15 protein-coding genes and 1 pseudogene are annotated in these 14,231 nt (G+C 35.6%); 4 read left to right on the forward strand and 12 right to left on the reverse strand.

The window, feature by feature from the left end:
• Positions 1 to 74: 74 nt before the first annotated feature.
• The 5 genes from dcd to apbC all read right to left on the reverse strand — a co-directional run bounded on the left by dcd (position 75) and on the right by apbC (position 4,550).
• On the reverse strand, positions 75 to 656 hold the full coding sequence (gene dcd / locus DD649_RS00440) for a dCTP deaminase (RefSeq protein WP_336428562.1): 582 nt from the start codon (positions 654 to 656) through the stop codon (positions 75 to 77).
• Between the two features lie 114 nt (positions 657 to 770).
• Entirely contained in the window at positions 771 to 1,415 is a 645-nt protein-coding gene (gene udk, locus DD649_RS00445) for a uridine kinase (RefSeq protein WP_294101276.1), read from the reverse strand.
• A gap of 172 nt (positions 1,416 to 1,587) precedes the next feature.
• Positions 1,588 to 2,544: a zinc metalloprotease HtpX gene (gene htpX / locus DD649_RS00450; protein WP_294101279.1), complete on the reverse strand. Its 957-nt coding sequence runs from the start codon at positions 2,542 to 2,544 to the stop codon at positions 1,588 to 1,590.
• A gap of 105 nt (positions 2,545 to 2,649) precedes the next feature.
• On the reverse strand, positions 2,650 to 3,210 hold the full coding sequence (locus tag DD649_RS00455; RefSeq protein ID WP_294101282.1) for a LemA family protein: 561 nt from the start codon (positions 3,208 to 3,210) through the stop codon (positions 2,650 to 2,652).
• 227 nt (positions 3,211 to 3,437) lie between these two features.
• On the reverse strand, positions 3,438 to 4,550 hold the full coding sequence (gene apbC / locus DD649_RS00460) for an iron-sulfur cluster carrier protein ApbC (RefSeq protein ID WP_294101284.1): 1,113 nt from the start codon (positions 4,548 to 4,550) through the stop codon (positions 3,438 to 3,440).
• 249 nt (positions 4,551 to 4,799) lie between these two features.
• Between apbC and metG the strand changes: the two genes are divergently transcribed.
• The 4 genes from metG to cdd all read left to right on the forward strand — a co-directional run bounded on the left by metG (position 4,800) and on the right by cdd (position 9,348).
• Positions 4,800 to 6,827, forward strand: coding sequence for a methionine--tRNA ligase (gene metG / locus DD649_RS00465; RefSeq protein ID WP_294101287.1), 2,028 nt, complete (start codon positions 4,800 to 4,802; stop codon positions 6,825 to 6,827).
• Positions 6,828 to 7,108: 281 nt separating this feature from the next.
• A complete protein-coding gene (locus DD649_RS00470; protein WP_294101289.1) occupies positions 7,109 to 7,576 on the forward strand; it encodes a CidA/LrgA family protein in 468 nt (155 codons plus the stop codon).
• Complete coding sequence (locus tag DD649_RS00475; protein WP_294101292.1) at positions 7,576 to 8,271, forward strand: CidB/LrgB family autolysis modulator; 696 nt, start codon at positions 7,576 to 7,578, stop codon at positions 8,269 to 8,271. Before DD649_RS00470 ends, DD649_RS00475 begins: the two co-directional genes overlap by 1 nt.
• 189 nt (positions 8,272 to 8,460) lie before the next feature.
• The gene (gene cdd, locus DD649_RS00480) at positions 8,461 to 9,348 is read left to right on the forward strand and encodes a cytidine deaminase (protein WP_294101295.1); all 888 of its coding nucleotides are present in this window, start codon (positions 8,461 to 8,463) and stop codon (positions 9,346 to 9,348) included.
• Between the two features lie 156 nt (positions 9,349 to 9,504).
• Here cdd and DD649_RS00485 read toward each other — a convergent pair whose 3' ends face one another.
• From DD649_RS00485 to DD649_RS00515, 7 genes and pseudogenes are all read right to left on the reverse strand, one after another.
• Positions 9,505 to 10,161, reverse strand: a complete 657-nt coding sequence (locus DD649_RS00485; RefSeq protein ID WP_294101297.1) for a hypothetical protein — start codon at positions 10,159 to 10,161, stop codon at positions 9,505 to 9,507.
• A gap of 10 nt (positions 10,162 to 10,171) precedes the next feature.
• Positions 10,172 to 10,813, reverse strand: coding sequence for a hypothetical protein (locus tag DD649_RS00490; protein WP_294101300.1), 642 nt, complete (start codon positions 10,811 to 10,813; stop codon positions 10,172 to 10,174).
• Between the two features lie 156 nt (positions 10,814 to 10,969).
• The gene (locus tag DD649_RS00495) at positions 10,970 to 11,548 is read right to left on the reverse strand and encodes a hypothetical protein (RefSeq protein WP_294101303.1); all 579 of its coding nucleotides are present in this window, start codon (positions 11,546 to 11,548) and stop codon (positions 10,970 to 10,972) included.
• Between the two features lie 11 nt (positions 11,549 to 11,559).
• Positions 11,560 to 12,744, reverse strand: coding sequence for a hypothetical protein (locus tag DD649_RS00500; RefSeq protein ID WP_294101306.1), 1,185 nt, complete (start codon positions 12,742 to 12,744; stop codon positions 11,560 to 11,562).
• A gap of 150 nt (positions 12,745 to 12,894) precedes the next feature.
• Positions 12,895 to 13,020 (reverse strand): hypothetical protein, encoded by a 126-nt coding sequence (locus tag DD649_RS00505; RefSeq protein WP_294101309.1) that lies wholly within the window; start codon positions 13,018 to 13,020, stop codon positions 12,895 to 12,897.
• Positions 13,013 to 13,762, reverse strand: coding sequence for a hypothetical protein (locus DD649_RS00510; protein ID WP_294101312.1), 750 nt, complete (start codon positions 13,760 to 13,762; stop codon positions 13,013 to 13,015). Before DD649_RS00510 ends, DD649_RS00505 begins: the two co-directional genes overlap by 8 nt.
• Positions 13,763 to 13,834: 72 nt before the next feature.
• A pseudogene (locus tag DD649_RS00515) lies at positions 13,835 to 14,231 on the reverse strand (hypothetical protein); the annotation flags it as partial.

The following is a 14,231-nucleotide window of genomic DNA, read 5'->3' on the forward strand; positions in this document are numbered from 1 at the left end:
TATCCTTGAAAATAAGTAAAAATCATCTCTCTAATATCCATTACAAGAGATAATTTCCACCGTAGCCGACTTAATCAGTCTTCACTAATGCGACTACCAACAGCACCTTGTTGGTTTTTATACTTAGCATCTTGCCGACTATTATAAGGACGATCAGCGCTGCCTGACAATGGTTCAAAACTAAGAGCGCCAATAACCATACCTGGGCGTAACGCCAACGGCAATTTACCTGAATTATAAAATTCTAGCACAATTTGACCACGCCAGCCGGGATCGATACGGTGTGCAGTTACATGCACCATCAAGCCTAGTCGGGCTAATGATGAACGACCATCTAACCAACCTACTAGATTATCAGGCAACGTAACAGACTCAAGGGTAACGGCCAGCGCTAACTCTCCAGGATGGAGAAAAAATGCTTCATCGTTTTTAAGTACGATTTCATCACTCATTACACGTTCTAAGGCAGCATTAACTTCATCTTTTGGGCCACTAAGATCAATAAATGCCGCAGTGTGTCCTCGAAAAACACGAAATTGATTTCCAAGACGTACATCTGCAGTCGCACCACTGATCCGTTCAATCGGTGGGCGTGGGCTTATCTCTAACCGACCTTCGTCCATCCACTGAATAATATCGCGGTCACAAAGACGCATAATTGTTTTCCCCTTCATTATTTATGCCTATATTCACGTTTATGCCAATATAGGCTTTTAAATCAAAGACAGTTTCATCGCCATTAAAACTGTCAGTTGATTAACCTGACGTCATTAATCCTTACAAAACTCACCAATTTTAGCTTTCAAGACGTCAATCGCCACACGGTTTTTACCACCTCGTGGAACAATAATATCGGCGTATTGTTTAGACGGTTCAATAAATTGCAAAAACATAGGACGAACAGTTCTATTATATTGATCAATGACGGAGTCCAATGTTCTGCCTCTTTCATTTACATCACGTTTTATACGGCGCATCAAGCAAATATCAAGCGGAGTATCGACAAATATCGAAAAATCCATTTCCTCGCGCAGGCGTTTATCCGTTAATAACAAAATACCTTCAATAATAATCACTTTTTTAGGTCTAAAACTGAGCGTTTTGGCTTTGCGGGTGTGAGCGACATAGTCATATTGAGGGATTTCGACGGATTGACCACTTTTGAGTAGTTTGAGGTGTTCATAGAGTAGACTGTGATCCATCGAGTTGGGATGGTCATAATTCACTTTAAGGCGTTCTTCCATTGGAATATTTGTTTGATCTTTATAGTAACAGTCTTCTGGAATAACACCGATATTATGATCGCCAACTTGTTCTCTTAACTCCCGATATAAGGTACTTGCGATAAGGCTTTTGCCCGATGCAGAGGCTCCTGATATACCTACAATGGTACATTGATGCGCTATGTCAGTCATAAAATGGTAACCTGGTTAAATAATTCTAAAATGAAATGCATAACAGTAAAGTGTTATGGTTTGCGGAATTATAGGAGGTAATGGCGCGCTGTTCCAGTATCAGTGAACAAAGACCGATAAAAAACGCGCCTAATTTGATAAATAGCCCATTTGCGAGGTGAAATACTTCAATTTAAAACTGTTTACGACCTTCTAAAGCAGCAATTCGATTTTCAATTGAGGGATGGGTTGAAAAAACCGAATCGCCTTTATTAAAAATATAGGCAGCTTTACGATAAGCTTGCCCTGTACTGGAATGCTCATATTCATTAGATTCATGCTTACCCGATATTTTCTTTAAAGCACTTATCATGGCTTGGTTATCTGACGTTAAATCAACCGCAGCGGCATCCGCCATATACTCACGCGTACGCGATAAATAAAAATAAAGAATTTGAGTTATCCAAGGCAAAATAAAATTAAGCACCAGTAAAATAATTTGCGCTTTATTTGCCGCATTATTGCGACTACGCCCTGCACTACGAATAAAAATCTGACTAAAGATATTGGTAATAGTTAATATCACGTTCGCCAGTATTCCCACATATAAAGTGAGCTTAGAATCACCATGAATAATATGCCCGACTTCATGGGCCATTACCGCTTGAACTTCTTGGCGATTTAACGATTGTAAAAGACCACGAGTGACACCAACGAGACCATTTTTTGAATTCCAACCCGCAGCAAATGCATTAGGTTCATCACTTTCTAAGATATACAACCGCGGTATATAACCTAATGTTGCACTTAAACTTAACTCTTCTAAAATGTTAATTAGCTGTTTTTCTTCAGGTGTACTGGCATTTTCTAAGGTAATTTCTTTGGTATCCATACCTGCCAACATCATTTTATGACCTCTAAAATGAATATAAATAAGCCCAAGAAAGGTCAATGCTAAAATAATAAAAGTCGCCATAGGCAGTTGTTGGAAAGTGATAAACGCTAACATATTATCTAATAGGTCAATACGCTCATCAGGATGTGTTGCCGAATCAGCAAGCAATCCAATAATCAGCATCAACAATATATAACTCACAACGACTAATCGTGTACGAATGTTGTTTTTACGTATAACGTTTCTAAAATCCATAAACAATCCTGTCATCTGAAGACATTTACTATCGAGATGCAAAAATGCATCTCGATTTTAACCTGTATTGCTAATTATTTTTCGTCATTTAGATGAGGCATTTAGTTAGTCGAAATTAATACGGCGAGACTCTTCCGTTTTAATCGTTTCTTCATCAAGACGCCAGTATTCTTTAGAGATTTTTAAGCTAGGAATTATGCCAACAATAATGGCGGCTGGCATAGACGCAATATACGCATTATAAGTTTCTAACGCGCGATTATAACCACGTTTAGCAAATGACAATTTATTTTCAGAAGAGATAATCTCTTCTTGTAAATTGGCCATAATAGCGTCTGATTTAAGCTCAGGATAAGCTTCTACCGCCACATTAATCGCACCACTTGTCACCATTTTTGACAACGCATTTTCAGCTTCGCGAGCGGTATCACCCGTTGCGTTTTGTGCCTGTGTTCTCAGCTCTGTAATTTTGCTGAAAACCTCAGTTTCGTGACTCAAATACTTTTTAACTGTTGCCAACAAGCTATCAAAAACTTTTCCGCGGCGATCTAATTGGACGGAGATCTCTGTCTCGCTCGAAACAACAGCTTCACGTAATGCAACAATGCGATTATAAAAATAAATAACAATCAGCACTAACACGACAATAAAAATTAAAAATTTCATAATCACCTTTTAGGCATTCGCCATAGGAATAAAATTTGTTATCAATATTTATTGATACAAGCATCTATAAATAAGTTCATAGGCACATTCTACCCATCATCGGGAAATAAAGAAACAATCGAGAAATAAATCAGAATAGAGGTAAAACAAGAAGAAAAATGACATCAATAATAAAAGAGGCTATCTGAAATAGCCTCTACCAATCTCTATACATTTAAACTATTTATTTAAACTGCACGAAAAGAGATCTCAGTCGGGATTTTATCCCCTTCCCAATACATTAATGCAGAAATGCCAGAAGCAATTTCACGGTATATATCCGCAAACTCACCTTCAGGATCACGCATTACTGTTGGTTGTCCACGGTCAAGATCTTCACGCAAAGAGATATGCAAAGGAACTTGCCCTAACAATTTAGTATTGTATTTCTCTGCGAGTTTTTCAGCACCGCCAGTCCCGAAAATAGGCTCAACATGCCCACAGTTACTGCAAATATGTGCGCTCATGTTTTCGACAACGCCAAGTACTGGCACATTGACTTTTTTAAACATGACAATCCCTTTCATCGCATCCACTAGTGCAATATCTTGCGGAGTGGTCACAACAATAGCGCCCGTTACAGGAATATTTTGAGAAAGTGTTAACTGAATATCACCAGTACCCGGAGGCATATCGATAACTAAATAGTCTAAATCAGGCCATAAAGTATCTTGCAACATTTGCATTAATGCTTTGCTCGCCATCGGGCCACGCCATACCATCGCGTTATCGTCAGTGACTAAATAACCAATCGAGTTAGTGGCGATGCCATATGCCATAATTGGTGCCATATGTTGGCCATCAGGTGATGATGGACGTTCAAGCGTGGTACCTAACATATTTGGAATTGATGGACCATAAATATCCGCATCCAGAATACCAACTTTAGCACCTTCTTGAGCAAGCGCTAATGCCAAGTTAACGGAAGTGCTGGATTTCCCCACACCACCTTTACCAGAACTTACCGCTAAAATATTACGAACGCCCTTAATGCCGGCTAAATCGTTCGCACGTTTTAGGGTAGTGATATCATGGCGAAGCTTCCACTCAACGGCGTGAGCACCAGTAAGCTGTTTCAATTCTGCCGTTTTTTCGCTGATTAGTGCTTTAAATGGCCCTTTCCAAACGAATGGCATAACTAATTCGACATGCAGCACATTGTCCAACATAGCACAGTGGTGTAACGCTTTGATTGAAATCAGATTACGCTGTAGTGTTGGGTGTGTAAATGAAGCCAAAACAGTGGAGACTTGTTCAGTCAGCAGTTCTGGTTTGTTCTGCTCGGGAGATTTATCGCTCATCCCTGCTCCTTTATTTTATATTTTTAAACTATTTTAAACTACTTTATAACTCTATTACTTTTACTATGATTAATCATAACAGAGAACATAAAAAATAGTGACCGCCAAGCTAACTAAAAACCACTAAGTGTAAAAAATTTCTTTTCTTTTTCACAATAATTACCGATTAATATTGTATTACCCTAGCGACATCAGTTTTGATGAGTTAACATCAAAGACCCTTATAATAATGGAAGTAAGAAAGTTACTATGTCTCAAGTCGCGAATAAACTACTGGTAACCTGTGCGTTACCCTATGCTAACGGTTCAATCCATCTCGGTCATATTCTGGAGCACATTCAGGCTGATATTTGGGTCCGTTATCAGCGAATGCGCGGCAAAGAGGTTCATTTCATCTGTGCTGATGATGCGCACGGAACACCAATCATGCTTAAAGCTCAACAACTGGGTGTTTCCCCAGAAGATATGATTGCCGAAATGAGCCAAGAGCATCAGAACGATTTTGCTGATTTCGCCATTAGTTACGATAACTATCACTCGACTCACAGTGAAGAAAATAAAACGTTAGCGGAACATATTTATACACAGTTGAAAAATAATGGTTTTATTAAAAACCGTACAATTTCTCAACTGTATGACCCAGAAAAAGGCATGTTCCTGCCAGATCGTTTCGTCAAAGGTACTTGCCCAAAATGTAAGTCAGAAGATCAATACGGCGATAACTGTGAAGTCTGCGGCGCAACCTACAGCCCAACAGAGCTTATCAACCCGCGCTCGGTGGTTTCGGGGGCGACACCTGTTATGCGTGATACTGAACACTTTTTCTTTGATTTGCCTGCATTTAGCGACATGCTACAAGCATGGACTCGCTCTGGTGCCCTACAAGAGCAAGTCGCTAATAAAATGCAAGAATGGTTTGAGTCTGGCTTACAGCAATGGGATATCACCCGTGATGCGCCTTATTTTGGTTTTGAAATTCCAGATGCGCCGGGTAAATACTTCTATGTATGGCTAGATGCGCCAATCGGTTACATGGGTTCATTTAAAAACTTATGTGATAAACGTGGCGACTTAAGCTTTGATGAGTTTTGGCAGAAAGATTCAAAAACAGATCTTTATCATTTTATCGGTAAAGATATTGTTTATTTCCACAGTTTATTCTGGCCTGCCATGCTTGAAGGCAGTAATTACCGTAAACCAACCAATATCTTTGTTCACGGATATGTCACGGTTAATGGCGCTAAAATGTCTAAATCGCGCGGTACATTTATTACTGCTCGCTCCTATTTGGATCATCTCGATGCTGATTGCCTGCGTTATTATTATGCCGCTAAGCTTTCTTCACGCATTGATGATATCGATTTAAATTTAGAAGATTTTATTCAGCGCGTAAACAGCGATATCGTCAACAAAGTCGTCAATCTAGCCTCACGTAATGCTGGCTTTATTACAAAACGTTTTGATGGCAAGTTATCCGCCAAATTATCTGAACCTGAGCTGTATCAACAATTTATTGATGCCGCACAAACCATTGGTGATGATTATACTAACCGTGATTACGGTAAAGCTATTCGTGAAATCATGGCATTAGCTGATATTGCTAACCGCTATATTGATGAGAAAGCACCTTGGGTGGTCGCAAAACAAGAAGGTAAAGACCAAGAGCTACAAGATATTTGCTCTATGGGCATTAACCTGTTCCGTGTATTAATGACCTATTTAAAACCCGTTCTGCCAGGTCTAACTAAACGCGTTGAAGCTTTCTTGAATGTTGAATTGACTTGGGATTCTATCAACTCACCGTTATTAGACAGCCATGTAGCGCCGTTCAAAGCGTTATTTAATCGCATTGAAATGTCTAAAGTGGAAGCGATGGTTGAAGCCTCAAAAGAGAGCATTAAGCCCATCTCAACACTGACGGGCCCACTTGCTGACGACCCGATTCAAGAGACAATCACCTTTGATGATTTTGCAAAAATTGACTTACGTATTGCATTAATTAAGCAAGCTGATTTTGTTGAAGGCTCTGATAAGCTGCTAAAATTATTGCTTGATATTGGTGGAGAAACGCGCCAAGTGTTCTCAGGCATTCGTTCTGCTTACCCTGATCCTAAGCTGTTAGAAGGTCGCTTAACCGTCATGGTTGCAAACCTTGCTCCACGTAAAATGCGCTTCGGTATTTCTGAAGGCATGGTGATGGCAGCAGGTCCTGGCGGTAACGATATCTACCTACTTAGCCCTGATAACGGTGCTCAGCCGGGTATGCAAGTAAAATAAATAACGAAACCCAATTGGGCATGCGTTAATAACTAAGTGAAAAGCGGAGAAACGATACTCTAAATAGTTTAAGTTGTATGTGAATAGTAAGCGAAGATATTCCAAGGTGCATAGAAATGCTATGTGACTCAGAAATCTGAAAATTAACTATAACCAAAGCAACTTGAAGTATGATGAGTATTCAGTTTTCCGTTTTTTTTTACAGCTTTTTTTTGTGATCCCTAGCACAATTACAAAGTTAATTGTATGATGAATGAATATAGAGTAACAGGACAAGTCTCATGTCATTTAAACAGGTGATGATAACTGGATGGCAATACTTGCGAGCTTTCGCAATTCTTTACCTCTGTCTTATTGTCGGAAACCTAATTTCTACACTTCTTCCATTCGCTATTCCCGGCAGTATTGTTGGTATGTTAATTCTGTTTATATTACTGGCATTCCAGATTGTTCCCGCACATTGGGCACAACCAGGCTGTAGTATCCTATTAAAAAATATGACAATACTTTTCGTTCCTATTGGGGTTGGGATCATGAATTACTATGATCTTTTAAGCCAACAAATGATCCCCATTTTAATTTCATGCTTAGCAAGCACACTCATTGTGATGATTGTCGTTGCCATCAGTTCTAACTATGTTCATAAAGAACGCCCAGTTGTTGGCGTAAAACCTGACGAAGTTTCACTCCCCCCTGAAGAGACCCTGTCTTCTGTTATCGATAATGATAAAACTAAGGGGAATGAATAATGTTAGAGCATATTTGGTGGTCACTACCGCTCACTATTGTGGTGTTTTATCTTGCTCGTCTGCTTTCGATTAAATGCAAATTACCTGTGCTTAATCCTTTGCTCATTACTATTGCGGTTATTATTCCATTGCTTATTGTTACCAATACTTCTTATGAGCATTATTTTGCAGGTAGTAAGCTTTTGAATGATTTATTGCAGCCTGCGGTAGTAGCATTAGCGTTCCCGCTCTATGAGCAAATGCATCAAATTCGCGCCCAATGGAAATCACTATTTAGTATTTGTTTTGCAGGTAGCCTTGTCGCTATGTTTACAGGTGCCGCGATTGCATTATGGCTTGGAGCGACACCTGATATTGCGGCATCTATCCTACCCAAATCGGTTACTACTCCAATCGCCATGGCTGTCGCAGATTCTATTGGTGGAATACCTGCTATTAGTGCCGCCTGCGTACTTTTTGTTGGGATACTCGGTGCAATGTTTGGTCATAGTTTATTCGATGTCTTGCGGGTTCGTACACATGCATCAAGGGGATTAGCAATGGGAACCGCTTCTCATGCACTCGGTACTGCACGTTGTGCTGAGGTCAATTATATTGAAGGGGCGTATAGCTCACTGGCACTAATGACTTGTGGTGTCATCACATCATTAATTGCCCCATTTATATTTCCTGTCATTATTCATCTTTTTAGCTAAACTCATTAATAAGATAAATAAGAGCGATTACATATCCTCTTATTTATTCTTTAAACGATAAAAACATGAGATACATCTCTCATTTGTAATATTTGTTTCATTCATTTCATTGTAAAATAGACTTAGATCACATTTTGTTAGGTGACTAATTGAATAGAATGAGAGTAATTAAAATAGGGAGGGTAATTCATGCATTCAAGATTTAAAGCCGCTTGGTCCCAGCTTCCAGAAAAACTACAGTCTGTACTTAGGCCTATTATTGATCAACCTAATTTCCCAGCAATGCTAACCGCTGAACAAGTCAAACACATTAAAAATGAATGTGATTGTAGTGATTCTGAACTTGCATTTTCACTCCTACCATTTGCCGCATCCTATGCGATTACCCCCATTTCTCACTTTTATGTAGGCGCAATCGCTTGCGGTGAAAGTGGTAATATCTACTTTGGTGCCAACATGGAATTTAGCCAAGTATCGATGGGACAAGTTATTCACGCAGAACAATGTGCAGTCACTCATGCATGGTTAAAAGGTGAGAAAAAACTGACTTCAATTACAGTGAACTATACCCCTTGTGGCCACTGCAGACAGTTTATGAATGAATTGCGTGAAGGTGGCAACATCATGGTTCATTTGCCAGAGCGTAAACCCGCAACCTTACATGAATATTTACCTGATTCATTTGGTCCAGCGGATTTAAATATCACCACACTGTTAATGGATACCACTGACCACGGCTATAAAACACCAAGCCGTGACAGATTATTATGTGCTGCTATTGAAGCCGCAAATCAATCTCATGCACCTTATAGTGAATCCCATTCTGGCATTGCATTGCAGTTGAAAGATGGTTCTTTATTTACAGGGCGTTACGCTGAAAATGCCGCGTTTAACCCAAGCTTACCACCGTTACAAGCTGCATTGATCATGATTAATCTTGCAGGTAAAGATATCCATTCGATTGACCAAGCCACTTTTGTTGAAAAACAAGATGCCATTGTTAAACATTGGTGTGTAACTGAAAATACATTGAAAACATTAGGCTGCCAGCAAGTTGAGTTGGCTTATATCAATTAATTTAATGATTATTTAAAGTAACGGTTATTGCTGGAAGTTTGAATAAACAGCAATAACCGTATAGTTGCTATTAGACTTTAATTTTGTTCATAAAACCATTTACAAATAAAATGAACATCATAATAGCCCCCATAATTTTAATTAATAATTAACCTCTTAGTATATAAATTCATTAACCAGTTTTTCTGTTTCATTTATCGTGTCTTCTAATGTAATAACTAAAGGGATTTTTCGCATTTTCTCTAACCAAGCTTGGCTTTGTTTTCGTTTCATCGAGGCTGGCTGCGCAGCTTCTTCTTTCATATCTAGCCAAATACTAACAAATAGCTTTGATTCACCACTAAGTGATTTATTAGAAAAGCTATTTAATAGCTCGCCTATAATTTTCATTTGTTTATCTGTAGATAACACTTCAAATACATCTTTAAACAACCAACCTTCATATGGAATTCCTGAATTTAACCTCGCTTCTTTATTGATATTAATATATTCTTGATAGGTAATATCACCAATTGGAATATTATCACTTTCTTTACGATTTTTCATAACTCGGTCATATGCTAATTTCAGCTCATGTTGATACTTACTTCGTTTTTCACTAGTTAATGAATCACCTCGCTCCTTCATGTGATTATTTAGAAATTCTTGTTCTAGATAAATGAAAATACTAAAATATTTATCATCTGAATTATTGACCTTGTGAAGGCTATATCTATCATTAAAAGCATAACTTTTATTTGTGATAATTAAAAATAATATATTTAGCAAAATAAAGATTAATATAGAAATAGATTTAAATTTTAAAATCATCATTAGAACGCCTTTAGTTTTCATTAGAAAGTTTTGAATCATTAATCATTTCTTCGAATACAAAATCTAATTTTCTCTCTATATTATTAACTAAAGTAATCTGCCTCATTTTCATCAACCATCTTTTACTTTTAATTTGCTTATCTGATAATGGCTTAGCTGCTTCCCTTACCATTGTGTACCAAAGTATCATGAATAGTTTAATTTCCTCTGCTGGATCATCCTTATTCATAACATAAACAAACTGTTGCCATAGCGTCTCTCTGTTTCTCTCATTAACAACATCTAAAACATCTGCTAAAATCCAAGCATTATATGGCATTCCCATTTCATTTAAATTCTTACGATAAAAATATATTGCCTTTTCATGGTTTAAATTTTTAACAAATGCTTCCTTTGGGTACTTTATAAAATTGAAAAATGGATTGTCTTCTTTTTTACTCTTGAGTCTGGCACATTTTTCTCTATCTAATACATCCTTAAATTCATAAAAGCATAACATCTGTAGCTTAAAAAATAGACTAGGTGTTTTAATATCTTTTCTTTCAGAAGAGCTAATTATATTTCCATCATTTTCTTTACCTTTATTTCCTTGAAAAGTTTGACAAGCACCTAGAAGAAAAACTGAAAAAACAACCATTAACTTATAATTCATATACATCCTTGTCACTAATAAATTTAATAATCCACAATCTTAAAAATTATTTATATAAAGAATACATCACTTACATAATAAATAAACATCAGCAATCACTATGCTATTATTAGTAATAAAAATAGTTTATTTTAGTATAAATAGATTTTTAAAATATTAATTAAAGCTAAATGATCCACCCGAAGAATAACCTCTATAACTAAACTCAGGTATACTTGGCATTTGAGGCATTGAATATCTATCTTCAAATGAACCCATTGAGTTATTCATTGATGACATATTATCACTTAACTGACCAACCATATTCTCGAAGTGATGAGTATTTTTCATTGTTTCTTTAGGGAAATCTTTAAAGCCTGGAGTGCCAGGAAGAACAACACTCGGGCGTTCTAGATAATGATTTGTTGTTACTGGTTTTTCATTTACTTTTAATCTATCAAGTAAGCCTGTGGTTAGTGGTGCTAATTGTCTATTCGGTTCAGCTTTTGGATACGTATTTTCCAATATCGATTTCTCTACCATATTATGTGGATACTTAATTGGAGGAGGTGATGATACTCCTCGATTTATAGGCTGAGTTTCAGTCGGTAATATTTTTCTCTCGACCCCATAAATATCTAAATCGCTTTTAGGTATAACCTTTTTTAATTCGTTCACGTTAGCTGCTATAAATTCTTTGAATGTCATTCCTCTTTCTACAAGGTATTCACCGAAGACAGATCCCGTTTCTTTCATATTATCAATGGTTAATAATGTTCCCCCCAATTAACATAAGATTTTATCGATTCTATCTTTGGATTTTTAATTATTTCAAGAAACATTTCATCACTTAAGTAAATAGAAAATTGAAATTCAGCCAGATCATTGCCTGCAGATTTTAACATTTGAAGATGAACTTCTTCATGTTTACTTTCTGGCAATATCTGGTAAGGAATTGTTAATGTCCATCCATACCTTGATATGCCATTACGCTTAAAAGCATTATAATGAATATGTTGTGCTTCTTGTGATGTTAAATCTCCCCGTATAACTCCATCACTATCACTTCGTGATATGAATGTTAAAAGAGTCTCTTCTGCCAAATCAATTTTTAATTTATCCAAAATAACTTTATTTCCATTTACTTCATTTTTTTCTAACTCTTTAACTATATAATTACTTGCAACCTTTCCAGATAAAGATTTTTTTTTAATCAATCCGTTTGCAATAACAGCATAATTAGAACCTTCTCTTTCTAAGTAATCATAAATAAATTCAGGTTTTTGTATTTTCTTAAACTCTTCATGTACCCTAATAGCTTCATCTGTTTTCGCAACAAACTCATCAGTATAATTGCCAACTGACCTTTTTTTCCTTCTACTTTTAATATCTTTTTCCAACACCTCTAATTTAATTTTATTTTTCAAATCAACCTCATCAGAACGAAATAATTCATTTTCTTGATAGTTTATCAAATCATACACATTCCCTATTTTAATATCAATTTCATCTTTATATTTAACATACCTCATATGAACAGAATATATTAAGTCACAAACATATTTATCTTTTAAGATTATATATTTCTGCTCTTCAATTAGCTCCCCCCCCTTTTCATACATAAATAAATCATAGTTATTTTTCAAGTACCGCGCTATATGAGAACTTTTTTTATCAGTGTATTTATCATAAATATCCAATAGGGAATTTATAGTTTTAAAATAATGAATCACTTGGCCTTTGAATGAATCACTATTATTTAATTTACTATTCCAATACTCCCTTCGTTCTTCAGTAGTAAAAAACAACATTGCTATATTAGTATCCCAATATCTCATAAACATATTATTTTTTTCTAAAACATTCAGATAGTGTTTATAAATATCCTCACTAGATATATTTATAAACCCTCCTTTACTCATATTATTTTTAAGCTTACTTTCTATTAACACCATGTACTCTTTAGCTAGGTCCTGTTGAACCCTATATAATTGTTCTCTTAAATACATGTATTTCAGATCATCACTATAAACATCTAAACCATAATGAAAGTGCAATCGACTTAAGAAACCATGCTCATTATAACTCCCAGGTGCTGTTAATTAATACATATCACCCTTATCAGCAAGATATCTGTAAAACTCTTCCAAATCTCCTTCATTTAAAATAGCCTTCAAATTTACAATATCATTATAATTAATTGAAAAGCTAGCCATATCTTTACTCATAATATTCATCCTTAATAAAATCAATCACAAAAACCTTAGTTTCTTTCATTATATCTCTCCATTTTTTATGTTTATCAAAGCTAAACCTAACCTCTGCTAATATTCTCATTTCCAATATTAAAAAACTCATATTACAACTTAAATATTTATTTTCCAATGGTAACCATAAGCATTCTAAGATAGCAATAACTTCATTTTCATTTTCGAACCAAAAAAAAGTTCTTTTCTTTTGAGTTTTTTTTCCACTATATAGTTTTTCAGATACGTTATAATCATCAAAATATTCAACATATTGAAGTTCAGAATCATCGTCATAAAATATTTGACTTCTCTTTCCTAAATATGATGCATTTAGATAATTACTCATTTTCTGTGTTAATGAATAATCTTTCTCTCTAATTGGCTTCAATATAATTCTTATCGTTTTTTCATCTATTTCAAGATGAAATTTTTTTTTGGAATCAACACTTGTCATATAAGGCCAATACGTGGTTAGTGTTAATTCTCTAAAATTAGCCTCACACCCTTTTTTATTTTCAATAAATCTTGGGTCAAAATAGCTATACCCTTCATATTCCGCAAATGGAAAAGCATACTTGACAGGAACCTCTATAACAGTGCCATTAAACTTACCACAAACAAAGCCCGGTCTATTTTCTGCATAAACATTTATAGAAATTAATAATAAAAACATATTAATGATAAATTTAATTATGTAATTAATAAAAATACAAAATCTCATAATTTCACCTATTCAGCTAATTTAACAATACCTAAATTATAAAAAATGAGAATAATAAAATATAATTTCTAATCATGCTTTAAATGAAATAATTACACGTTCAAGTCTATTGCTCCATCTTTTGCTTTTCTCGATCTTATCTAAGTCCGATACATTTTTCATTTTATCCCAAAGAAATAAAAATACTTTTTTTTCACTTTCATGGGAATCATTCGCCAGTGCATTTAGCATGTCATCCCAAATCTTTTGATTAGTTTCATCATCTAAGACATCAAAAACATCTGCAAAGAACCAAGCATCAAAGGGCATGTCACAGGCTGTAAATGCTTTTTTATTTATTTCAGCAGCCTCTTGATAACTAATATCCCTGCTAGTCGTAGTACTGCCATTTTCAAAACGTTTTGAAAGCACTTCTAGATGAGCTAATGCGTGTTCATAATGGTATTTTTTAAAATCTTTATTTGATAAT

The organism is Providencia sp. (assembly GCF_003533305.1).
Lineage (GTDB): Bacteria > Pseudomonadota > Gammaproteobacteria > Enterobacterales > Enterobacteriaceae > Providencia.